Origin of the sequence: Actinomadura hibisca NBRC 15177, assembly GCF_001552635.1 — a bacterium.
Lineage (GTDB): Bacteria > Actinomycetota > Actinomycetes > Streptosporangiales > Streptosporangiaceae > Spirillospora > Spirillospora hibisca.
The window spans coordinates 221,305-244,497 of the sequence record NZ_BCRO01000011.1 but is presented as its reverse complement, the minus strand read 5'-3'; the positions used below and the strand labels follow the sequence as shown (position 1 = coordinate 244,497).

Sequence of the window (23,193 nt, the reverse complement as noted above, 5' to 3'; positions counted from 1 at the left end):
CCTGTCCGTTAACGGCCGTGCGGTGATTTAATGACGAAGATATAGGCCGGAAAAGGATCAGAAAGCCGCCGGGAAATGCGGGGCCCGGCGCACTTTCTGATCTTCCTCCGATCTCATTCCCCGGCGGCCGGTGTCAGGGAGGCGTTCCAGAAGTCGGCGTAGCGGCCGTTGTGGTGGAGGAGTTCGTCGTGGGTGCCTTGTTCGGTGATGTGGCCGTTGTCGAGGAAGGTGATGTGGTCGGCGTGTTGGATGGTGCGGAGGCGGTGGGCGACCATGACGACGGTTCGGTCGGCCATGAGGTGTTCGATGCCGTGGTGGACGGCGGTTTCGTTGATGGGGTCGAGGGCGGAGGTGACTTCGTCCAGGAGGATGACGGGTGCGTTTTTGAGGAGGGCTCGGGCGATGGAGACGCGTTGGCGTTCGCCGCCTGATAGGAGGGTGCCGCCTTCGCCGACGTTGGTGTCCCAGCCGCCGGGCAGTCGTTCGATCACCTCGTCCAGCCGCGCCGCCGTTGCTGCGGCGCGTACGTCGTCGGCGCTGGCGTCGGGGCAGCCGAGGCGGATGTTGTCTTCGATGGTGCCGTCGAAGAGGTAGACGTCCTGGAAGACGATGGCGATCTGTGCCATCAGTTCTTCGGTGGCGATGTCGCGCACGTCCACGCCGCCGATGCGCACCGCGCCCGCGTCCACGTCGTGGAACCGCGCGAGCAACTGCAGCAGGCTCGTCTTGCCGGAACCTGACGGTCCGACGATGGCGAGCCGCCGCCCCGCCGGGACGGACAACGACAGGCCGTCGATCACCGTGCGGTCATCGCGCCGGAAGGTGACGGAGTCGAACTCCAGGCCGTGGTCGGCCGGACGGAGGGGTTGGCGAGGTTCGGGCAGCGGTTCGGTGTGCAGGAACGCGTCGAGCCTGGCCAGCTCGGACTGCGCGGCGCGCAGCTTGCCGCCGATGTCGGTCAGCGACAGGACCGGATCGGCGCAGCGGGCGGCCAGCACCAGGATCGCCAGCACCTCCGCCGTCCCGACGGTCCCGCCCAGGGCGAGGTAGGCGCCCAGGGCCAGCACGCCGGTGAACACCGCCTGCACGGTGAGCGTCAGGCCCACCATGCCGGGCAGCGCCGACAGGACGGTGCGGCGGGACGCGCGCTGGAGTTCCCGCAGCGAGTCGTCGAGCAGTTCGAAACGTTCGGTGGTCCGGCCACCGGCACGCAGTACCGGCTGGGCCTGGAGGTACTCGATGACCCGTCCGGCGGCCTGCTGGTCGCGTTCGTGCCGCTCGGCGTCGGCTGCGGTCGTCGAACGTCCCGTCCAGACCTGGATCGCCGCCACGACCGGCACGGCGACCAGCGCCGCCAGTCCCATCTGCCAGTTGAAGGCGAACATCACGGCGACGATCGTCAGCGGGGTCACGCTGGCGGAGACGAACGGTGCCAGCAGGTGCGCGATCACGCTCATCGCCTGAAGGAGGCCCCGGCTGGCCAGCACGGACACCTCGCCGATCCGGCCCGCCCCGTACCAGCCGAGGGGCAGCCGGGCCAGGTGGTCGCCGAACCGGTGGTACATGCCGCGCAGGAGCGTGGTCCCGACGCGGAAGCCGGACAGGTCGCTGGCGTAGCGGAGGACGGCGTAGAGGGCGATCGCGGCTCCGAAGGCGGTCAGCCAGGGCCAGGCGTCGTCGGGGTCGTCCCCGAAAAGGGTCCCCAGGACTGGGACCAGGAGCGCGTAGGACAGGCCCTCGATGACGGCGGTCGCGGTCATCAGGGCGACGGTGCGGCGCACCGGCCGGGCGTACTGGTGTCCCAGCACGCGCAGCAGCATGCGGATCATCGGGCTTCCTGTTCTTGGGCGGCGGCGTGGTGGGTGCGCCAGAACGCGGCGAACTTTCCGCTGCGGGCCAGCAGGTCGGCGGGCTTGCCGTGCTCGACGACGGTTCCGTTCTCCAGCAGGACGACGGTGTCGGCGTCGGCGACCGTTTCCAGGCGGTGGGCGATCACCAGGACTGTGCGATCACCCGACAGCGTTGCGAGAGCGCTGCGCACCGCCTGTTCGGTGTGGGGGTCGGCGAAGGCGGTGGCCTCGTCGAGTACCAGAACGGGCGCGTCGGCGAGCAGGGCGCGGGCCAGGGAGACGCGCTGCGTCTCGCCGCCCGACAGGACGGCCTCTCCGCCGATCACGGTGTCGTAGCCGCGCGGTAGCTGGAGGATCCGTTCGTGGATGTTCGCCAGCCGGGCGGCGCGCACGATGTCGTCTCGGCTGGCGTGCGGGACGGCCAGCGCGATGTTGTCGGCGACCGATGCGCGCAGCAGGCGGACGTCCTGGAAGACGAACGAGACCGTGCGGTAGAGGTCGTGGCTGCTGAGTTCGCGCAGGTCGACGCCGCCGAGGGTGATCGAGCCGTGCGTTGGGTCGAAGAAGCGCGGCAGCAGTTGGACGAGCGTGGACTTGCCGCTGCCCGACGGTCCGACGAGTGCGGTGACCGTCCCGGGTTCGAGCACGAGGTTGATCCCGCACAGCACCTCACGATCGTCGTCGTAGCCGAAGCGGACGTCACGCAGCTCTACCCGGTGGCCCTGCGGCACGGCCGGACGGGCGGGCTCCGGCAGAGACGGCACTGCGAGCACGTCGCGGATGCGGCCGACCGCGCGCCGAGCGGCCTGCAAGTCGTCGAAACCGTGGCCCAGGGCCGCCACCGGGGCGGTCAGGCCCAGGCCCAGCAGCAGGAAGGGCAGCAGGTCGGCGGGGGTCAGGCCGCCGCCGGTGATCAGGGCGGTGCCGCCGATCAGCACGACCAGCAGCACGAACGGCGGCGACAACACCAGCTGCATCCCGGCGGCGATCGGGGACAACCCGCGCGCCCAGCGCAGGAAGGTGTCGGCGAACTCGTCGGTGGCGGTGCGGAACCGGCGATGGGCCCGCCCGCCCCCGCCGTACGCCTTGACCACCGCGATGCCCTGGACGAACTCGACGGCGGCGCTGGCGATCCGCTCCATGCCCGCGTCGAAGTCCTGCTGTTCGCGCAGCCGGGTCGGAGTCATCATCAGCGGGACGTGTGCCACCGCCAGCGCCACCGGGATCAGCGTGATCAACGTGAGCCGCCAGTCCACGGTGAACAGGTAGACCAGCGACACCAACGGCACCACGAACGCGGCGACCAACTCCCCGGGCGCATGCGCGATGAACGGGTGCACGGCGCTGACGTCCTCGCCCACCACCTTGGCCAGCCCACCAGTCCGACGCTGCGACAACCAGCCGATCGGCACCCGTCCCAGCCGCACCGCCAACAGCCGCCGGAACGACAACTGCACCCGGCCGTCGAGAACGTGCCCGATCCCGGACGACGCGGCCGTGAACACCAGCCGGACCAGCAGCCCCACCGCGCCCACGATCACCACGGTCCAGACGTGACCACGATCGACGGGCCCGGACGCCAGCAAGGTGCGGCCCAGCTCGACGACCGCCAGCAGCGGCGCGAGACCCGCGACGGCACCGACCACCTGGAGGATCACCACGGCCGCGAAACCGCCGACGTGCGGCCGCAACAGCCCGGCCATGCTCTGCTCCGCCGCAACACCGGCATCCGGCGGCGCGGATCTTTCCCTCGTCTCGGTGACGCTCATCGCGGCTCATCCCATCGCGTCGACCTCGGCCCACCTGGACCGCTAGAGTTTCGGAACATGTTCCGAAAGTACGGTGCACCGCCGCCTCCGGTCAACACGGGGACCACTTTCGCGCCCCGGGGCGAGGGGGCGGCATGATGGGACCGATGCCCCGACCAGACGCACCGAGCGGCCGCACCGGCAGGCCGCCGGTCACCGACCGCGCCCGGATCCTGGCGGCGGCCCGCCGGATCATCGAGCGGGACGGCTGGGAGAAGCTGACCGTCCGCCGCCTGGCGGCCGACCTCGGCATCGGGACGACGACCCTGTACCACCACGTGCGCGACCGCGAGGACCTGCTCGTCCAGCTCATCAACGAGGTCGCCGAGACGACGCTGCACCTCGACCTGCCCGAAGCGCCGCGCGACCGCGTCATCGCGGCGGCCACCGCGATCCACGACGCCCTCGCCGCCCTGCCCTGGGCGGCGGAGATCCTCATCACCGACGGTTTCCTCGGCCGCCTCGGCGAACCGGCCCTCCGGATGGTCGAGGTCATCGTGGCGGGGGCCGTCGAGTGCGGATGCACGCCGGAGCAGGCCGTCGACGTCTTCCGCAGCGTCTGGTACTACCTCGTCGGCGAGATCCTGGTGCGCGTCCACTCCGTCCGCAGGCAGGCGGGGAACGTGCGGCCCGCCGACGACGAGGCCTTCTTCGGCGACGATCTCGACATGTCCCAGATCCCGCACCTGGCCGCCCTCGGCGACCGGTGGGAGGAGTTGGCCGCGCGCGACACCTTTCCGCAGGGGATCGAGGCGTTCGTCGACGGCCTGCTCGCGCGGGCCACCCGCTAGGGCGCGGCGGCCGGAGCGAACTCAAGATCATTTTGAGGCGGGTTGGGTTTCGGTTGGCCCCCTCTTCGCGCGCCGCATGAGTAACTTGCGGCATCGCCGACCGACCACCACCTCAGGAGCAGCCGTGAACCACGGGGACGCTTTGCGCCGCGAGATCCTGACCGAGGGCGTCACCCCTCTCATCGGGGTGTACGACATGTTCTCCGCCTCCCTGGCGGCCCGGCACTACGACGGCATGTTCGTCTCGGGCTTCGGCTTCGCCGCCTCCCACTACGGCCTGCCGGACATCGGGTTCATCGCCTGGCCCGACATGGTGGCCTTCGTGCAGCGGTTGCGGCTCGCCTTCCCGCGCCAGCACCTGCTGGTCGACATCGACGACGGCTACGTGGACCCCGAGGTCGCCTGCCACGTCGTGGAGCACCTGGAGCGGATCGGCGCGTCCGGGGTGATCCTGGAGGACCAGCAGCGGCCGCGCCGTTGCGGGCACGTGGACGGCAAGCGCATCCTGCCGCTGGAGGAGTACCTCGCCAAGCTCGACCTGGTGCTGCGCACCCGCCGCGACCTGGTGGTGGTGGCCCGGACCGACGCGGGCACCGAGGAGGAGATCCTGCGGCGCGCCGCCGCGCTGGCCGAGACCGACGCCGACGTGGTGCTGGTGGACGGCGTCCGCAGCGTCGAGTGGATCCAGCGCGTCCGCGAGGTGCTGGGCGGCAAGCCGCTGCTGTTCAACCAGATCGGCGGCGGGAAGTCGCCGCGCCTGTCCCTGCCGGAGCTGGCCGAGCTGGGCGTGGACGTCGCGATCTACAGCACGCCGTGCCTGTTCGCCGCGCACGACGCCATCGAGGACGCGCTGGTGCGGCTCAAGCGCGAGGACGGGCGGCTGCCCGAGCCGTCGGCGGGCGCGGCGGGCGTCAAGGAGTCCATCGAGCTGCTGGAACGCAACATCAGCAGGCACCACGAGCGGCCCGCGCGCGTGCCCGCCCCTGCGGGCGAGGCCACCGTGTCCGCCGAGCGCGGCTCGCTGGTGTAGCCGCCGTGGCGGCCCGGTTCAAGCTCGACCCCTACGTGGCGTCGATCGCCCTGACGGCGGGCCTGGCCGCGCTGGTCCCGGCGCGCGGCCAGGCGGCGGCCGTCCTGGACGGCGTCGTGACGGTCGCGATCACGCTGGTGTTCTTCCTGTACGGCGCCAAGCTGCCCACGGCCCGCGCGCTGGCGGGATTGCGGCGCTGGCGGCCGCAGGTCGCGATCGTCGTGCTCACGTTCGGCCTGTTCCCGCTGCTGGCGCTGGTGTGCGCGCCGCTGGTCCCGGCCGTGCTGGACGCGCGGTTGTACGCGGGCGTGGTGTTCCTGTGCGCGCTGCCGTCCACGGTGCAGTCGTCGGTCACGCTGACCGGCATCGCGCGGGGCGACGAGGCGACGGCCATCTGCGCGGCCTCGTTGTCGAACGTGCTGGGCGTCGTGCTGACCCCGCTGCTGACGGCGCTGCTGCTCGCCACCGGCGGCGGCGCGGCCGGGTCGCCGCTGGACTCGCTCGGCGGCATCGTGCTGCGCCTGCTGCTGCCGTTCCTGCTCGGGCAGCTCGCCCAGCGCTGGATCGGGGACCGGGTGCGCGCGCACGGCAAGCGGCTGGGCCTGTTCGACCGGGGCGTCATCCTGCTGGTGGTGTACGCGGCGTTCAGCCAGGGGATCGTGGCGGGGGTCTGGCACCGGCTCGAACCGTCGCGGCTGGCGGTGCTGCTCCTGGTCGTCGCGGCGCTGCTCGCGGCGGCGCTGGGAGCCGCCAGGGTGCTGGCGCGCCGCTTGGGCTTGTCGCGAGAGGACCGCGTGGCGGTGCTGTTCTGCGGCTCGCAGAAGAGCCTGGCCAGCGGGCTGCCGATGGCGTCGGTGCTGTTCGCGGGCGGGGACGTCGGTCTGATCGTGCTGCCGCTGATGCTCTACCACCAGCTCCAGCTGCTGGTGTGCGCCTGGATCGCGCAGCGCTCGGCGGCGGCCGTGCCCGCGCCCGCCGCCGAGCCGGTCCCGGCTCCCGCCTGATCTACGTCCGCTTTCCACCGCAATCGGCAAGTACATGCATGTATTTGCCGTTTGGGGCGCGCGTATCCCGCGATCGAGCGGGTAGGCGGCCGGTATGGACCGAAACGAGAAGGACCCCGGAGAGCTCGCCGAGGAGCTGGCCAGCCACGCCGAGGACGACCCGCGCTTTCGGAACCGCCGTCCCGGCGTCCGCGCGACGCGCCACATCTCGCGCGAGGAGGCCGACGCCGACACCGCGGGCATGATCGGCGGAACGGGCACGACGGGTGGGGGCCAGCCCGCGGGCGGCTTCGGCCGCACCGAGGGGCAGCCGGTGCCCGACAACATCGACCCCGCCCTCGCCCGTGGCGGTGACGAGGACGACGACGTTCCGCGCGACTAGCCCGCAGCACCGATTTGCACGACCGGCCCGCCGCCCCAGGACGGGCCGCCAAGGGGGACCAGCATGACCACGCCCGAAGAGAACAACCCGAAGACCCGCGACGCCGACCAGGTCGTGACGCGTCCAGGCGGTGACCCGGACCGCCGGGCCGCCGAGAAGCCCAGGCGCAAGCCCGACACGCGTCCCTCGCTCGGCGCGGAGCTGGAGGACAAGATGGCCGAGCAGGGCATCAGCCGGGAAGAACTCACCGGCTCGTGACTCCGGAGGACCGGCGCGGGGGAGGGATGCGTTCCTCCGCCGCGCCGTCCTACTGATCCTCAGGGAGGTGGTCCCGATGGCCAAGACCAAGCAGGCATCGGTGGCGGCCTCGGGCACCTGGACGGACCCCGACGGCCAGCGCCTCCCCTCCGGCGAAGCCCACGCCTGGCTCCAGGGAACGAACCAGACGCTGTGCGGGCTGGCGCTCAGCCGCAGCCGCCTGCTGCGCTTCCCGCACGTCGCCTGGCAGGACGTCCAGCCGGAGTCGGGCGGCTCGGCCGACTACATCCAGCGCTTGTGCCCGCGCTGCGCCGCCGCGATGGGCCGCCGTCGCGACGAACGTCCCTGGACCCGCGAATCACCACGTCCCTGATCCCGGCGAAACCGCTTCTCCCACAGCGGCGTCCAAGCTCCCATGTCGCTGAGAAGCCTCCTGTTGCTCATGACCGGGGCCCTGGTGGTCGTCGCTGCCTGTGCCTGGCCCTTCTACGAGACCTCCACCTACGTGAAGGACGACCGGGCCGTGGCCCGCGTCGAGGGTTGCAGCAAGGGACGGTCGAGGTCCTGCCAGGTCACGTGGCGGACCGAGGACGGCCGGAGCGGCACTGCGAGCCTGCCCAAGGGCAGCCCCGGTGAGGAGGTCGAGGTCCGGCTCACCCCTCGTGGCGGAGTCCGGCTGGTCGGCGACCACTTCTTCCTGGTGAGCTTCGTCTTCCCGGTGGCCACGCTGGCGGCGATCGGCGGGATCGCCGTGGGCATGCGGCGGATCGGCGGTCGGGCACGTCGGCTCGCCGAACAGCTCCTGGCCGCCGAGGGCGGGACGACGCTGCGCATCCAGGGCGACGTCGTCACGCGGAAGGACGGCCGGCCGGTGCTGCGGTCCGGCTGGTCGGAGCGGCCGTCCGGGCACCGGCCTGCGGAACTGCCCGAGCGGCGGGCGCTCAAGGAGGACGCCAGACCCACCCGGGCCCCGCGCGCCGACCGCGAGTTCATGACGGTCGCCGACAGCGCGGGCACGCCGGTCTTCGTCGTGCGGCGGCGCGGCGGTGACGGCCGCGCCGCCGACCTGTGCCTGCTGGCCCCCGACGGCTCGGCTCGCGCGGTGCTGCACCGGCCGTCCGGGGACCTGCCCGGGGGAGACGTGGTCGACGCGACCGGCCGTCCCGCCGGTGCCCTCGTCGCCGAGTCCTTGTCGTCGTTCTGGGCGTTCGGCATCCGGAACGAGCACGGCAAGCGGGTGGGCGCGCTGGCCCGGCGCGGACGCCGCGACTGGGTGCTGCACCTGGAGGACGGCAGTCCGGAGATCCTGCACCACGTCGGCCTCGCCGCCGCGCTGAACGTCTCCTGGGTCCAGAACATGCAGTGAGGCGATCTGGCGTCAGCCCGCCGGTTCGAGCTCCCGCACGATGGCCTGACCGGCCGCGCGGTGCTCGGCGGCGGTGGCCGGGTCCGTCTCGTCGAGGACGGCGGCGATGCCCTCGTGGGCCAGCGCCTCCGCGTACCGATAGCCCAGCCTGGGGGCCAGCTCCAGCGCGTGCCGGTGCAGCCGCAGGGCCTCGTCGGGCAGGCCCGCCAGGCGGCAGGTCTCGGCGTAGCCGTCGAGGAAATGGATCTTCCAGTGCTCCTCGAACAGCTCGTCCAGCAGCGCGAACGCCCGGCGGTGGGCGGCGAGCGCCTCCTCGAAGCTGCCCGCCCGCCGCAGCGCGACGCCCAGGCAGTTCAGGCACCACGCCTCGTTGTGCTTGTGCCCGTCCTCGCGGGCCAGCGCGAGCGCCTGCTCCAGGTGCTCCATCGCCGCGTCGGGCTCCTCGTCGGCGATGGCGACGCCGAGGGTGATCCGGGCCGTCAGCGTGGGCGGCCAGGCGGGGTCGGTGGACGGGACGTCCAGCGCCGCGCGCGCCAGTTGCGCGGCCTGCTCGCGCTGGCCCAGTTGCAGCATCGCCCAGGCTTCGTACGCCTTCGCGTGCGCCGCGCCCGTCGGGCAGCCCGCGGACGCGTACAGTTCGCCCGCCATCCGGAACAGGTCGAGCGGCTCTTCGACGTTGCCCTCGTCCCAGCGCAGGTAGCCCCGGCGCATGGTCAGTTCGGCCTCTGACCTGGTGTTCCCGGCCTCCGACACCAGCGGCGCCGCGGCCTCGTAGGCGGCGCCCGCCTCCGCCATCCGGCCCGCGTTGTAGCGCGCGAAGCCCAGGTCGCTGTGCGCCTCGGCCAGTTGCAGCGGATCGCCCAAGCGCTGCGCGGCCACCAGCGAGTGCTCGAACAGGACGTTCAGGTGCGTGGTGCCGCAGCGTCGCGCGAAGAAGGCCCGCATGAAGCGCGGCAGTTCGCAGACGTGCGTGTCGGCCCCGGCGGCGACCGCCGCCCCGAAGACGGACATCAGGTTGCCGTACTCGGTGCCGAACCAGAACAGCGCCGCGTGCTTGTCGGCGAACGTCGGCAGCTCGGCCGGAGGCGGGCCCGCCGTGACCTCCTGGCTGGGCGGCAGGTACGACATCGCGGCGTCACCGGCCGCCGCCGCGTGCACGTAGTAGTCGAGCACCCGGCGCAGCGCCTGCTCCAGCTCGGCGGGGGAGTCCTGCTCGGCGGCGGCCCGGCGCGCGTGCTGGCGGACCAGGTCGTGCAGCCGGTAGCGGCCTGCGGCGGGCTGCTGGACGAGGTGCGCGTCGAGCAGGTCCTCCAGCATCATCCGGGCGTCGCGCAGCGGGACACCCGCCAGCGCCGCCGCCACGTGCTCGTCGAAGGTCGAGCCGGGCACCAGGCCCAGCAGCCGGAAGAAGCGCTGCCGCGCCCGGTCGAGCTGCCGCACGGACATGGCGAACGCGGTGTCGAACTCGGTCGCGCCCTCGGCCATCCGCTCGACCAGGATGCCGACCGTCCAGCCCGGCCGGTGCCGCAGCCGCGCGGCGGCCAGCCGCAACGCCAGCGGCAGGTGCCCGCACAACCGCAACACCTCGGCGGTCGCGTCGGGGTCGCGGGCCAGCCGCCCTTCGGGGCCGCCCGGGTCGCCGCTGGCGCGGGCCAGCAGCTCGGCGCTCTCCTGCGGGGTCAGCGCCTCCAACGACACCGGCGGCACCTCGTCCAGACCCAGCAGCCGGTTGCGGCTGGTGACCACCGCGACGGACGGGCCCGCGCCGGGGAGCAGCGGGCGGACCTGGTCGGCGTCGGCGGCGTTGTCGAGCACCACCACGGCCCGCCGGTGCGCCAGCTCCGACCGCCAGCAGGCGGCCAGCGGCTCGATGCCGCCCTCCTGCGGGATGCGCTCCGACGGCACGTCGAGCGCGGCGAGCAGGGTGCGCAGCGCGGGGTCGGCGCCGAGCGGTTCCCGCCCGGCGGTGAAGCCGTGCAGGTCGACGTAGAGCTGGGCGTCGGGGTAGTCGGCGGCGAGCTGATGCGCGGCGTGCACCGCCAGGCAGGTCTTGCCGACGCCCGCCATGCCGTCGATCGCCACCACGCGGTCGCTTCGCACCGCGTCGAGCACGGCGGCGAGCTGCTCCTCGCGGCCGGTGAAGTCGGGCGCGTCGCGCGGCAGGTCGTTGCGCGGCGGGCGCGGCACCCCGGCGGGCGGCGACGGGGGATGGATCTGGCGGCTGGTCTTGGGCGGCGCGGGCAGGGCGTTGGAGGCTTGTTCCCACAGGGGGCGCAGCGGGCGGGGGTCGCGCTTGACCATGCGGCAGAGCGCCAGCACGGCGGGCCAGGGCGGCAACGTCTGGCCGCTGAGGTAGCGCGACAACGACGACGAGCTGAGGCCCGTGTCCCGCGCGAGGGCGCGCACGCCGAGTCCCGACAGCTCTTGGAGCAGACGGAGCCGGGCCGCCAGCTCCTCCTGCGGGTCGCCCTTGCCCGTCGGCTGTTGCACCGCCATCGTCCCCCGCCTCTCCGTCCCACGGCGGCGGAAGTTCCGGGGACGGGATAACCGCTGCTCAGAGCCGTCTCGTCTGTCCCACTCTGTCCCACCGCCGTCGTCATCGTAGGCCCTGGCGGCTGTGATGGGGTCATGCCCCGGAGGGAACGGGGCACCGACAGAGAAGAGACCGAAAATGCAGGCTCGGATGCAGAACCCCGCCGTCGTCCTCTCCGGCGCGATGCAGCCCATCCAGGAACTCTTCAAGGCCGTGCACTCCGGCGGCGTGACCGGGGAGATCCTGGAGCTGGTGCACCTGCGGGTCAGCCAGATCAACGGGTGCGCCGCCTGCGTGGACGGCGGCGTCAAGACCGCCCGCAAGGCCGGGGTGGGCGAGGAGCGGCTGGCCACCGTCGTCGCCTGGCGCGAGACCCCCTACTTCACCGACGAGGAGCGCGCGGCCCTCGCGCTGGCCGAGGCCGCCACCCGGCTGGCCGACCGCACCGACGCCGTGGACGACGCGACCTGGGACGCCGCCGCCACCTACTTCGACGAGAAGCAGCTTGCCGCGATCCTGCTGATGATCGGCGTCACCAACTTGTTCAACCGCCTCAACGCCCCCACCCGCCAGATCGCCGGCGCCTGGGGCTGAGCCGCCCCGCACCCGCCCCGACCCCATCGAACGACGGAACACAAGGAGAGCACCATCATGAGCGCAGCGCCGAAGACCACCGCGACCGACAAGAAGTTCGACGGCTTCACCGACGACGAGCGCGCCGCGATGAAGGAGCACGCGAAGGAGCTGAAGGCGGCCGCGCGCCGCGACACCCGGGCGGGCAAGGCAGCGGAGAAGGCCGCCGAGGCGGAGCGCGACGTGCTCGCCAAGATCGCCGAGATGGAGGACGGGGACCGCGTGCTCGCCGAGCGCCTGCACGAGATCGTCCGGGCCGCCGCCCCCGCCCTGCAGCCGAAGCTCTGGTACGGGATGCCCTCCTACACCAAGGACGGCAAGGTGCTCTGCTTCTTCCAGAGCGCGCAGAAGTTCAAGACCCGCTACGCCACGTTCGGCTTCAACGACGTGGCCACCCTCGACGACGGCACGATGTGGCCGACGACCTTCGCCCTGACGGAGCTGACCGCCGACAACGAGGCGCGGATCAGCGCCCTGGTGAAGCAGGCGGCGGGCTGAAGAGCCCGGATGGCCGCGGATGCCCGGGACACGGTTCCCGGGCATCCGGCCGTCGTACCGTCGTTATTCGCCTTGAAGCAGGATCTCCAAGAACGCCTGCGGCGCTTCCCGCCAGACGTCGTGGCCGCTGTTCACCGCGCTCGCGCGGTGTGGGCTGCGAAGTCCCCGAGGAGTCCGGCGGTCCGCGCCGGGTCCTCCAGCATGGGGGAGTGCCCGACGCCGGGCAGCAGCTCGACCCGCGCCCCGGGCACGGCGCGGTAGTCGGCGGCGGACGAGGCACGCCAGCGCCGGTCCTCCACGCCGAAGAGCACCAGCAGCGGCTTGCCGAGGCCCGCCAGGCGACGCGGCAGCGGGCGTTGCTTCAGGTAGCGGTCAGACGCCTGCGAGGTCGCGGTGAGCGCGTGGTAGGTCATGCCGCGCACGTCCTCGACGAGCTGCTGAGGGATCGTGTAACCGCTGCGGCTGACCGCCGTGCTCAACCCCCGGCGGACGATCCCGTCACTCCGGAGCCGCCACAACAGTTGCCCGACGACGGGCACGAACAAGAGCCGCCCGACGAACCCGTCCGAGATGAAGGCGTCGCTGCGGGGCCCGGAGTCGAGGAGCGCGAGCGCCGCCACCAGATCACCGCGCTGCTCCGCGAGAGCGGTGGCGACCGATCCGCCCGTGGAGTGCCCGACCACCACGGCCTGCTTGACGCCGAGCCGGTCCAGCACCGCGCCGACGCGACGTCCCTGCTCCGGGATCGTGTAACCCCCGCCGCCCGGTTTCGCCGACCGGCCGTGCCCGAGCAGATCGACCCGGATGACGCGGTGCGACTTCGCCAGCAGCGGGACCAGCGAGTCCCACCAGCGCGTCGACCCGGCGAGCCCGTGGATCAACACGAGCACCGGCCCGTCGGCGGGACCGTCCTGACGAACGTGGACCCGCCCGCCGTCAACGAACAGCAGCGAGTCCCCCGTGGCGTCGGCCTCCTGCCGCGACACGACCACCGCGTTCACCACGAGCAGCCCGGCGACCAGCAGGAGACCGACCGGAACGATGACGCGACGCTTCCGGCGGACGGACCCGCCGGTTCCCCATGAAGTGACCATGCGGCCACCGTCGCCCGCCCCGCACACCGGCGGCTTGGACAAATGTTCCGGTGCGTTAATTCGGTGGCACCGGATGATCTCGACGGCGTTGGATGGGCGGACCGTCCATCCTGAGGAGCGTCATGATCGTTGTCTCGGCCGCCTCCGGAGCGCTCGGCCGCCTGGCCGTCGCCGCGCTGTCCGACCGGGCCGAGGTGGTCGCGGCCGTCCGGGACCCCGCCCGCGCCCCGGACGGCGTGCCGGTGCGGCGGGGCGACTACGACGATCCGGCGAGCCTGCGCGAAGCGTTCGCGGGGGCGGACCGGCTCCTGCTGATCTCCTCGCCGGAGCTGGACCCGGCCGTCCGGATCCGCCACCACCAGAACGCGATCACCGCCGCCGAGCAGGCCGGAGCCGGCGCGGTCGTCTACACCAGCCTCCTCGGCGCGGGCACCCAGGCCGCCGGTGCCACCGAGGCGCACCACGTCACCGAGAAGGCCCTGGCCGCCAGCGGCCTGCCGCACACCATCCTGCGCCACTCCTACTACGGCGACGCCTTCGTGCCCCAGGTCACCGACGGTGAGCTGACGAGCAGCACCGGCGGCCGGGGCCTGAACACCGCGTTCCGATCCGACCTGGCCCAGGCGGCGGCGAACGTCCTGACGGGTGAGGGGCACATCGGCCGCGCTTACGACTTCACCGGACCTCTGTGGACCTACCCCGCCGTCGCGGAGGCGCTGGGCGTGCCCTACCGAGAGGTCCCCGACGCCGGACCGGGCGCGATGGCCTGGCTCAACGCCCAGGTGCGCGCGGGCAGCATGGAGTACCAGAGCCCTGACCTGGAGAAGGTGCTCGGACGCCCCGCCGTGTCGATGCTGGAGCACCTGCGGGGCCGTCTCCCGTAGCACGGGCCACGGTTCTAAAATGTGGCGATGCGGTCCACTGCGTGGGACGTCGCCCGTCCGGGACGGCCCAGCCGGTTGCCAGGCGTCAGCATGGCGGGCTTCCGCGACCGTGGCGTGGCCCCCGCTGGCCATCGGGTCATCCCGCATCCGGGCGTGACCCTGGCTCTGGAGTTCGGCGCTGGCCCTCTCATCGTGGCGGACGCCGCCGGACGGCAGCAGCAGGGCAGCCTCGCCGCCGGACTCGGCTTCGGATCCGGCGCGCACTGGGTGCGAGGCGAACACTTCGAGGCCGTGCAGATACGCCTGTCCCCGGTGATCGCCCATACCGTCCTGGGCGTCTCACCAGCCGATCTGGACGGCGCGGTGGTGCCTCTCGACGCCCTCTGGGGCCGGACGGCGGCGCAGCTCCGCGAACGACTGAACGCTACGTCTGCCTGGGAAGACCGCTTCGCATTGACGGACGAGTTCCTCGCCCGCCGCAGCGACGCCAGCCCGTCCGTGGACCCGGAAGTGGCCTGGGCCTGGAACCGCATCGTCGCCAGCCGCGGCCTGGCCCGGATCGACCGGCTGGCGACCGAACTCGGCTGGAGCCGCAAACGCCTGTGGTCCCGGTTCCGGGCACAGATCGGCCTGCCGCCCAAACGCGCCGCGAAGCTGGTCCGCTTCGACCACGCCGCGCACCGCCTGGTCGTGGGCGAGGCCGCGGCCCGCGTGGCGGCGGAGAGCGGCTACGTCGACCAGTCCCACCTGCATCGCGACGTCATGGCGTTCACCGGGACGACCCCGGCGACCGTGGTCGGCATGCCCTGGCTGGCGATCGACGACTTCGCCTGGCCCGATCCTCGGCGGCCGGGGCGGCGATGAGGCGGCCAGGCGCCCGACCGCGGCGCGACGCGCGGCGCCGATCTGGCCGCCTGGTCGCCGCACCTCGCGGCGGACGGATCAACCGGCGGTCTGGTCCTCGACCGCGGCGTTGGGCGCGTTCTTCTTCACCGACTCGATCCCGTTCAGCGCCGCGGCCTTGCTCTCGTAGCTCTCGCTGCTGGCGATCACCTGGCCGTTGGTCGCGAGCAGGTTGAAGTGGAACTTGCCGGTAGTGCCCTTCTTGACCACGAACTTGCCCGCCATCGTCATCTCCTCGGACTCCGGGCGGCGCGCCTGCCGCGCCGCCGACGTCTGAGGTGCTTGCCCCGGCGAAGAATCTTCATTCCCCGCAGAGCGCCCATACTGGCTGGTATTGCCGCAAAGGCCTCCAAAGCCGGGAGCCGCGGACCATCCGTCAGCCGAAATCGGCGGTCGGCGGTCGTCCACCTGGACGACGAGGTGGTTGATCGCGCTGGTGTCCGTGACCGGCCTGGCGGGGTCGTGCACGAGCTCCAGGCTGACGAACGGATCGCCGGTCAGTGGGTCACGGAAGGTCCGCGGGCACGAGTGCCTGCTGCGGTTCCGGGTCCGACAGCTGCGCGGGGATGACCGGGACCGGCTGCGCGGCGTCGGGCAGGGCGCGGGTGGTCGCGGGCTTCGGTTCGGCGGTCGTCAGGCCCAGGCGGGTGAGGATGATGCGGGACAGCTCGGTGATCGTGCCCGCGCTGCGGACCAGTTCCATGGGCGGGATCTCCAGGCCGAACTGCTCGCGCAACATCACCAGCAGTTCGGCGCCCATGAGGGAGTCCATGCCGTACTCGTCCAGCCGCCGGTCATGGTCGAGCTGCTCGGAGGGCATCTGGAACACCTCGGCCAGGAACGCCGCCAGGTACCCGGCGACCCGCTCCAGCGCCTCGGCGGCGGGCAACCCGGCCAGCTCCCGCACCAGGTCCTCGCGCGTCCGGCCGCTCACCCGCGACAGCGGCGGCATCAGCCGGCCGTACCGGGGCCCGACCAGGCCGCTGACCAGTTCGCGGAGGCGGCCCCAGTCGTAGCGGCCGAACCCGGTCACCTCGTGGTCGTCGGCGAGCAGCCGACCGGCGGCGGTGAACGCCTCGTCGTTGGAGATCGCCTCGATGCCCAGCCGGGCCATGTTGTCGGCCATGTCGTGGCGGACGATGTACCCGGTCTCGCCCAGCATCCCCCAGGCGATGGCCAGGCCGGGCAGTCCCGCCTGGCGGCGCTGGCGCACCAGCGCTTCCAGGTAGAGGTTGCCTGCGACGTAGTTGGCCTGGCGCACCTGGCCGACGAAGGCGGCCGAGGAGGAGTACATCAGGAAGAACTCCAGCTCGCGGTCGCGCGTCAGGACGTCCAGGACGGCCGCCGCCGCCATCTTGGGGGCCAGGGAGGCGGCTAGCCGGTCGTCGGACAGGTCGACCAGCAGATCGTCGTCGACGAGCATCGCCGAGTGCACGACGCCGCGTAGCGGGTGCCCGTCGGCGTCGATGCCGTCGAGCACCGCGCGCATGGCGTCGAGGTCGGTGGCGTCGACGGCGTGGACGGCGACCGCGACGCCGCGGGCCTCCAACCCGTCCAGCAGGTCCCCCGCGCCTGGCGTCGTGGTGCCGCGGCGGCCGACCAGCGCCAGGTGGCGGGCGCCGAGGTCGGCCAGCCAGTGGGCGGTGGCGGCCCCGAAGCCGCTTAGCCCGCCGACCACCAGGTAGGTGGCGTCGGGGTTCAGCTCTGGCCGCCGGTGCCGCCGCTCGACCTGCGGGGCCTCGTCCAGCGGGTCGAAGGCGATGACGACCTTGCCGGTGTGGCGGGAGTGCTGGAGCAGCTGGAACGCCTCCTGCACGCGCGCCGCCGGGAACACCCGGTGCGGCAGGGGCCGGTAGGCCCCGGCCGCCGTCCGGGCGGCGATCTCCTGGTAGCAGGGGCCCATGAGCTCGGGATCGTCGGTGAGGGTGCTGAGGTCCATCGCGGCGAAGGTGATGTTGCGGTCGAAGGCCCGCAGCGGCAGGTGCCGGTTCTCGTAGATGTCGCGCTTGCCCATCTCGACGAACCGGCCGCCGGGCCGCAACGTCTCCAGTCCGCGGGCGATGGCCTCGCCGGACAACGAGTTGAGGACGACGTCGACGCCGCCGGTCAGCGCCATGATCTGATGCTGGAAGTCCAGGCCGCGGGAGTCGAGGACGTGCTCCACGCCCATGGCGCGCAGCAGGTCCCGCTTGGCGGGCGTCCCGGCGGTGGCGATGACGCGGACCCCGGTGTGCTCGGCGTATTGCAGGGCCGCCATGCCGACCCCTCCGGCGGCCCCGTGCACCAGGACCGTCTCGCCGGGCCGGACGCGCGCCAGCCGGTCCAGCGCGTGGTGGACGGTGAGGAAGGCGACCGGCATGGTCACCGCCTCGGTGAAGGACATCGTGTCCGGAATGGGGGAGACCGTGTGCTCGCTGGTGGACACCTGGGTGCCCATGGTGACCGGGGACAGGGCGACCACGCGGTCACCCGGCTTCACCGTGGTCACCCCCGGTCCCACGCCGGCGACCGTCCCGGCGTACTCCATGCCGATGCCCTGCCCGAAGAAGCTGTCCTCGGTCGCCTCGGCGGGCAGCAGCCCGGTCACGTTCATGATGTCGCGGTAGTTCAGCGCGGCGGCGGCCACGTCGACGACGACCTCGCCGGGGCCGAGCCGCAGCGGGTCCGACTCGACCCAGGCCAGCCGGTGGAACAGGCCGGGGTCGCGGACCTCCAGGCGGTAGGCCGGTGCGTTCCGCTGGCCGCTTGCACGGGTCTGCGCACCGGCCGCCAGGCTCACCGCGCGCGGCACGAAACGTCCGCCGGTGGTCAGCAGGACCTCGTCGTCCTCGTCGGGCGCGGTCAGCTCGGAGATGAGGCGGCGGGCGTCGGCGTCGGGCTCGCCGGTGCGGTCGAACGACACGCACCGCACCTGTAGGCCCGGCTCCTCGTTGCCGAGCGTGCGGGCCACGCCCCACGCCGCGGCGTCGGCTGGCTCCAGCGCCTTCTCGGGCGGGGGCTGCACCCCGCTGGGCCGGGTGACCAGCCAGAACCGCGTCACTTCGCCGGTGCGGTGGTGGGCACTGGCCAGCGCGACGGTGCGCATGATCGCTGCGCGGCGGGTGGTCCGTGGAACGAGGTCGTCAAGATCCGAGTCGCCGGTGCCCAGGATGAGCACGATGGAGGCGTCATCGCCGCCGCCGGCCAGGTGGTCGTCCAGGGCGGCGGCGTCGATGCCGGTACCGGCATCGCTGACGACCGCGTGCTGGCCTGCGGTCCGGAAGCACGCGGCGACCTGCCGAGCCAGCGACTCCTCCTGGTCTGATTCGGTGATGACGAGCCAGCGCGCGTCGCCGGGTGCATCTGCCGCCGCCGGTGGCACGGCGGGGCGCTCGGCAGCCATGGTGGCCAGGATGACCGAGTAGTCGTCGCGGCACGGCTCGCGGTCGTCGCCGGTCTGCTCGACGTCGGTGAAGCCGCATTGCCGGAGCAGCGGCGTCCACTGGTCGCGGGCCAGCAGGGCGGACCCGGGACGCAGCTCCGGGTCGTCGATCTTCCAGAAGCTGTCGAGCACGCCGAAGGGCAGCGCCAGCATCTGCGGGTCGTGGGGCTCCACGGCCAGCAACCGGCCGCCAGGTGCCAGCAGCCCGGCAACGCGCCGCAGCGCCGAGGTGAGGTCCCCGGCCGTGTGCAGGGCGTGGCCGGCCACCACGACGTCGAAGGTTCCTGGCGCGAAGTCCTGCTCGTCGGGATCGGTGTCCAGGTCCAGCGTGCGGTAGTCGACGAAGTCGTAGGCGTCGAACCGTTTCTGGGCGCGCTTGAAGAAGAAGGGGGAGACGTCGGTGTAGGTGTAGCGGGTACGTTCGTCCGGCAGGACGGGGAGCAGGGCGGCGGTGAGGGCACCGGTGCCCGCGCCGATCTCCAGGACGCGCAGCGGCCGGTCGTGCGGCCATCGCGCGACGATCTGGCGCAGCAGTTCCTGGGCGATGCGGTTGTGGAACCGCAGGATCAGGGACAGGTCGTAGAACTGTTCGAGTCCCTCCATCGCCCCCTCGGGGGCCAGCAGGTCCAGGGGATCGCACTCGCCGCGCAGGATCTGGGGAAGGTGCTGGGCGGCGCGGGAGGACAGCGCCGACTCGCTGATGTTCGCCGGATGTTCCGAGATCATCTCGCGCAGCAGCTCGCGCGTCCGCGGCCGGTCGCCGGTCAGCCGCCACCGGCCCGGCCCCTCGGTCGCCACCAGGCCGTGGTGCTCCATCACCGGGACCGCGGTCTCGATCAACCGGCGGTAGACGGGGCGCATCCCCGCGTCGATGAGGTCCTGGACGCCGAACGGTTCGTCCGGCGTGCCGAGGATGCCGCCGATGGCCTCGGCGGTGCAGTGCGCGTTCATCTGGAGGAGCGTGGCTGCGCCCCGGCCGTAGTCGTACCGGTGCCAGTCGGCGCGCAGGTCGGCGATCCGGTCACCGGCCTCGGCCAGAAGTCGGCCCGACGAAGGGAGCGGGCTGGGCGCGGCCGGTTCGGCGGGACGGGGCGCGGCGCGGAGTTCGAGATGGTTGTGTGTCAGCGGCGTGTGCCGCCTGCCGTCGTAGCGGCGCAACCGGCAACCCTGGATCTCCACGGCGACGGCGCCGTCCTCGTCGGTGACGGTGATGTCCCAGCACACCTCGGTCTGGGTGCGGCTGCGATGGTGCACGTGGACCAGTCCCCGCGCCTGGGGGCTGCTCCAGACGCGCACCGCGTCGATCCGGGCGGGGAGATATCCTCGCCCGTCGCCCGACAGGTCGGCCAGCATCGGAAATCCGGCTTGCAGCGCCCCGTCCAGCAGCGCCGGGTGCACTTCGTACCGGTCGTCGTGACGGTCGGTGCCGGGCTGGTGGTGGTAGGCGGCCAGCGTCTCGCCGTCGCCGAGGCACAGTTCGGTCAGCACCTGGAAGGCGGGGCCGTACTGCAAGCCGAGCCGTTCGGTGCGGGAGTAGAAGTCCGCGGCGTCGTTCGCCTCGCCCATGCGGGCTCGCAGCACCGCCGGGTCCAGGGGTTGTGGCCGGTCCCCGAGCAACCGCCGGACCCGGGCCCGCGCATACTGCGTCAGGCCACGGCCGCCCGCCTCACCGCCCGCGACGCTTCCCACGCCGTCCTCGGCCGACAGGGAGACCTGGAGGTGGACGCCGCCTTCGTCGCCCCAGGGGACGATCAGGGGCCGCGTGATCTCCAGGTGTCGTACTTCGGCGGGTGCGTCGAACGCGCGGCGGCCTGCGGCCAGCAACATCTCGACGTGGCCGGTGGCGGGCATGACGACCGCGCCGTCGATGCGGTGGCCGGACAGCCAGGGCACCAGCACCGGCTCGACGCGGCCGTACCAGGTGGGGTCCAGGATCGGCAGTCGTTCGCCCAGCAGGGGATGGTCGATGCGGCCGTCGCCGAGGGAGCGTACCCAGGAGTCGGGCCCGCCGCTCCAGTGGCGTTCGCGTTGCCAGGGGTAGGCGGGCAGTTCCGCCACGCGCCCGGGGCGTGGGAAGTAGTGGTGCCAGTCCACGTCGGCACCGGCGGCGATCAGTGTCGTGACGGCGGTGGTCACCGCGTGGACGCCTTCGATCCCGTCCTCGCCGTGGCGCAGCGTCGGCAGCGTGAGCGCGCCGGTGCCCTTGCCGCCCTTGGTGCGGGCGGCGATGACGCGGCGCAGATAGGGGCGCAGGACGGGGTGCGGACCGATCTCGACCAGCAGCTCGATGCCCTGGTCCAGCAGGGTGTCGATGGCGGGGGCGAACAGGACGGGTTCGCGGACGGTGCGGGCCCAGTAGTCGGCGTCCAGGGCGGTCCCGCTCATCGGGCCGCCGGTCAGGGTGGAGACGAACGGGGTGTGCCCGGCCGCCGGTGCCAGTCCTGCGAGCCTGTCCACCAGGGTGTCGCAGGCCCCGTCCATGGCGGCGCTGTGGAAGGCGTAGTCCAGGTCCAGTTCCCGGAACACCACCTGGCGGCGGGCCATCTCGTCGGCCAGCGCCTTCAACTGGTCGGCGGGACCGGACACCGTGATGTGCCCGGCGGTGTTGACGGCGGCGATCTCGATCCCGGGGTGGGCGGCCAGCACCTCCTCCGCCTCCTGACGGGGCAGGCCGAGCGCGGCCATCCGGCCGTTTCCGGCGGTGGGGGCCTGGGCGCGGCTGCGTTCGGCCAGGACGCGCGCGGCGTCGGCGAGCGTCAGGATTCCGGCGGCGTAGGCGGCGGCGACCTCACCGACGCTGTGACCGACCACCACGGCCGGGGTGATGCCGCGCGCCTTCAACATGTGCACCAGGCCGACCTGGACGGCGAACAACATCGGCTGGGCCACCTCGGTGGCCGACAACCGCCACCCGGCGGGCGGCAGGGCCATCTCTTCGGCCACCGACCAGCCCAGATACGGGGCCAGCTCGGCGTCCACCGCCTCGACCGCCGACCGGAACACCGCATCATGCAGCAGGTCGGCGCCCATGCCCGCCCACTGCGCGCCGTTGCCGGAGAACACCAACGCCACCCGGCCGTCACCCATCGCCTTGATGGCGGTGCCGTCGGCCGCAGCGGCGCGCAACCGGTCGGCGGACTCGGCTGCGGTGGTGGCCAGGACGGCGGCGCGGTAGGGGTGCTTGGCGCGTCGTCGGCACGCGGTGTAGGCGATGTCGTAGAAGTCGTCCTGCGACGCGTCGGCCAGCCGGTCGGCCATCTGCGCGGCGGCCTGGGCCAGCGCCGCTTCAGATCGTGCCGTCACCAGGACCGGCAGGGCCTCGCCCGCTGCCTCGGAGCCGGTGCTTTCGATGGTCGGCTGCTGCGCGGAAGGCGGCGTGGCCACCAGCACATGGGCGTTGGTGCCGCCGAAGCCGAAGGAGTTGACGCCCACGACCGGACGCGCGACCGGGGCCACCGGTGTGGGCTCGGCGGCCAGGGCCAGGTTCAGCCCGGCGAAGTCGATGTCGGGGCTGGGCGTCTCGGCGTGTAGAGACGCCGGGATCAGGCCGTGCCGCAGCACCAGCAGGGCCTTGAACAGCCCCGCCATGCCCGAGGCCGGTTCCAGGTGTCCCAGGTTGGTCTTCACCGAGCCGATCGGCAGCGCGCCGGTGCGGCGGTTCACGCCCAGGGCGCGGCCGATGGCGTGGGCCTCGATCGGGTCGCCGACCGGGGTGCCGGTGCCGTGCGCCTCCAGATACACCAGCTCGTCGGGGTGCACGCCCGCTCGCCCGTAGGCGTTCCGCAGCAGTTCCTCTTGAGCGTCGGCATTGGGGAGTGCCAGGCCCATGGTGCGGCCGTCGCTGTTGGCGGCGCTGCCCAGGATGACGCCGTGCACGCGGTCACCATCGGCCAGCGCGTCGGCCAGCCGCTTGAGCACTACCAGGCCCGCGCCCTCGGACCGCACGTAGCCGTCAGCGTTGGCCGAGAACGAATGGCAATGCCCGGTTGGCGACAACATCGACGCCTGCGAGAACCCGATGTAGTGGTAGGGACTCAGCAGCGCGTTGGCCCCGCCGCACAGTGCCGTGCGGCTCGTGCCCTCCAGGAGCGTCTTGCAGGCGCGGTCCAGGGCGACCAGCGCCGAGGAGCAAGCGGTGTCCACCGCCATGCTCGGGCCGCGCAGGTCCAGGAAGTGCGACAACCGGTTGGCCGCGATCGACGAGGCCGCACCCGCCATGGTGTAAGGGTTGACGACGTCGGTGGACAACATCTGCATCGCCCCGTAGGAGGCGTCGGAGATGCCGATGTACACGGCCGCGTCGGTCCCGGCCAGCGTGGCCGGATCGACGCCTGCGTCGTCCAGCGCCTCGACCGCGACCTCCAGCAGCAGCCGGTGCTGCGGGTCCATCTGCGCGGCCTCGCGCGGTGAGATCCCGAAGTAACCGGCGTCGAATCCGGCCAGGTCCTCCAGGAAACCACCGGCGGCGGTGTAGCTCTTGCCCCGACGCGGCATCGACTCGTCCACGAACCGGTCGACGTCGAACCGGTCGGCCGGAACCCGCCCGACCATGTCGCGGCCGTCGCGCAACGCCTCCCACAGCTGGTCCAGGTCGTTGACGCCGCCGGGCAACCGGCACGCCACTCCCACGATCGCCACCGCCTCCTGGTGCGGGGCCGTGCCGTGCGGGGCCGTGTCGTGCGCGGTCATGTCGTGTCCTCCAGCTCGTGTCCGCCGGGGACGGGCCGCGTGCTGGCGA

The 23,193-nt window shown here is 72.6% G+C and carries 17 protein-coding genes; 11 read left to right on the top strand and 6 right to left on the bottom strand.

Annotation, left to right across the window (positions count from 1 at the left end; genetic code table 11):
• Positions 1-113: 113 nt before the first annotated feature.
• Together AH6_RS05435 and AH6_RS05430 are read right to left on the bottom strand one after the other, a co-directional pair.
• Complete coding sequence (locus tag AH6_RS05435; protein WP_067474479.1) at positions 114-1,829, bottom strand: ABC transporter ATP-binding protein; 1,716 nt, start codon at positions 1,827-1,829, stop codon at positions 114-116.
• Positions 1,826-3,619: an ABC transporter ATP-binding protein gene (locus AH6_RS05430; protein WP_067474476.1), complete on the bottom strand. Its 1,794-nt coding sequence runs from the start codon at positions 3,617-3,619 to the stop codon at positions 1,826-1,828. Before AH6_RS05430 ends, AH6_RS05435 begins: the two co-directional genes overlap by 4 nt.
• Before the next feature lie 146 nt (positions 3,620-3,765).
• Between AH6_RS05430 and AH6_RS05425 the strand changes: the two genes are divergently transcribed.
• The 7 genes from AH6_RS05425 to AH6_RS05395 all read left to right on the top strand — a co-directional run bounded on the left by AH6_RS05425 (position 3,766) and on the right by AH6_RS05395 (position 8,489).
• A complete protein-coding gene (locus AH6_RS05425; protein ID WP_067474473.1) occupies positions 3,766-4,449 on the top strand; it encodes a TetR/AcrR family transcriptional regulator in 684 nt (227 codons plus the stop codon).
• Positions 4,450-4,573: 124 nt separating this feature from the next.
• Complete coding sequence (locus AH6_RS05420; RefSeq protein WP_067474470.1) at positions 4,574-5,479, top strand: isocitrate lyase/PEP mutase family protein; 906 nt, start codon at positions 4,574-4,576, stop codon at positions 5,477-5,479.
• A gap of 5 nt (positions 5,480-5,484) precedes the next feature.
• Complete coding sequence (locus tag AH6_RS05415) at positions 5,485-6,483, top strand: bile acid:sodium symporter family protein (RefSeq protein WP_067474467.1); 999 nt, start codon at positions 5,485-5,487, stop codon at positions 6,481-6,483.
• 94 nt (positions 6,484-6,577) lie between these two features.
• Positions 6,578-6,865, top strand: a complete 288-nt coding sequence (locus AH6_RS05410; RefSeq protein WP_067474465.1) for a hypothetical protein — start codon at positions 6,578-6,580, stop codon at positions 6,863-6,865.
• A gap of 63 nt (positions 6,866-6,928) precedes the next feature.
• The gene (locus AH6_RS05405) at positions 6,929-7,123 is read left to right on the top strand and encodes a hypothetical protein (protein ID WP_067474462.1); all 195 of its coding nucleotides are present in this window, start codon (positions 6,929-6,931) and stop codon (positions 7,121-7,123) included.
• A gap of 76 nt (positions 7,124-7,199) precedes the next feature.
• Entirely contained in the window at positions 7,200-7,496 is a 297-nt protein-coding gene (locus AH6_RS05400; RefSeq protein WP_067474459.1) for a hypothetical protein, read from the top strand.
• Positions 7,497-7,565: 69 nt separating this feature from the next.
• Entirely contained in the window at positions 7,566-8,489 is a 924-nt protein-coding gene (locus tag AH6_RS05395) for a hypothetical protein (RefSeq protein WP_067474456.1), read from the top strand.
• A gap of 12 nt (positions 8,490-8,501) precedes the next feature.
• Here AH6_RS05395 and AH6_RS05390 read toward each other — a convergent pair whose 3' ends face one another.
• Positions 8,502-10,985 carry a tetratricopeptide repeat protein gene (locus AH6_RS05390; protein ID WP_067474453.1) on the bottom strand — a complete coding sequence of 828 codons (2,484 nt, stop codon included), beginning with the start codon at positions 10,983-10,985 and terminating at the stop codon, positions 8,502-8,504.
• Between the two features lie 175 nt (positions 10,986-11,160).
• Between AH6_RS05390 and AH6_RS05385 the strand changes: the two genes are divergently transcribed.
• Together AH6_RS05385 and AH6_RS05380 are read left to right on the top strand one after the other, a co-directional pair.
• Entirely contained in the window at positions 11,161-11,616 is a 456-nt protein-coding gene (locus AH6_RS05385) for a carboxymuconolactone decarboxylase family protein (protein ID WP_067474450.1), read from the top strand.
• Positions 11,617-11,673: 57 nt separating this feature from the next.
• Positions 11,674-12,153: an iron chaperone gene (locus tag AH6_RS05380; protein ID WP_067474447.1), complete on the top strand. Its 480-nt coding sequence runs from the start codon at positions 11,674-11,676 to the stop codon at positions 12,151-12,153.
• Between the two features lie 131 nt (positions 12,154-12,284).
• Here the strand turns inward: AH6_RS05380 and AH6_RS05375 are convergent, their stop codons facing one another.
• Entirely contained in the window at positions 12,285-13,247 is a 963-nt protein-coding gene (locus AH6_RS05375; protein ID WP_083982243.1) for an alpha/beta fold hydrolase, read from the bottom strand.
• Positions 13,248-13,369: 122 nt separating this feature from the next.
• Between AH6_RS05375 and AH6_RS05370 the strand changes: the two genes are divergently transcribed.
• Positions 13,370-14,131: an NAD(P)H-binding protein gene (locus AH6_RS05370; protein WP_067474444.1), complete on the top strand. Its 762-nt coding sequence runs from the start codon at positions 13,370-13,372 to the stop codon at positions 14,129-14,131.
• A 27-nt stretch (positions 14,132-14,158) separates the two neighbouring features.
• A complete protein-coding gene (locus AH6_RS05365; protein WP_067474441.1) occupies positions 14,159-14,995 on the top strand; it encodes a helix-turn-helix domain-containing protein in 837 nt (278 codons plus the stop codon).
• Between the two features lie 78 nt (positions 14,996-15,073).
• On the opposite strand, the gene AH6_RS05360 is transcribed toward AH6_RS05365, so the two are convergent.
• Both AH6_RS05360 and AH6_RS05355 read right to left on the bottom strand, forming a co-directional pair.
• Positions 15,074-15,259: a YegP family protein gene (locus AH6_RS05360; RefSeq protein ID WP_067474438.1), complete on the bottom strand. Its 186-nt coding sequence runs from the start codon at positions 15,257-15,259 to the stop codon at positions 15,074-15,076.
• A gap of 280 nt (positions 15,260-15,539) precedes the next feature.
• Positions 15,540-23,144 carry a type I polyketide synthase gene (locus tag AH6_RS05355; protein WP_067474434.1) on the bottom strand — a complete coding sequence of 2,535 codons (7,605 nt, stop codon included), beginning with the start codon at positions 23,142-23,144 and terminating at the stop codon, positions 15,540-15,542.
• Between the last annotated feature and the right edge of the window lie 49 nt (positions 23,145-23,193).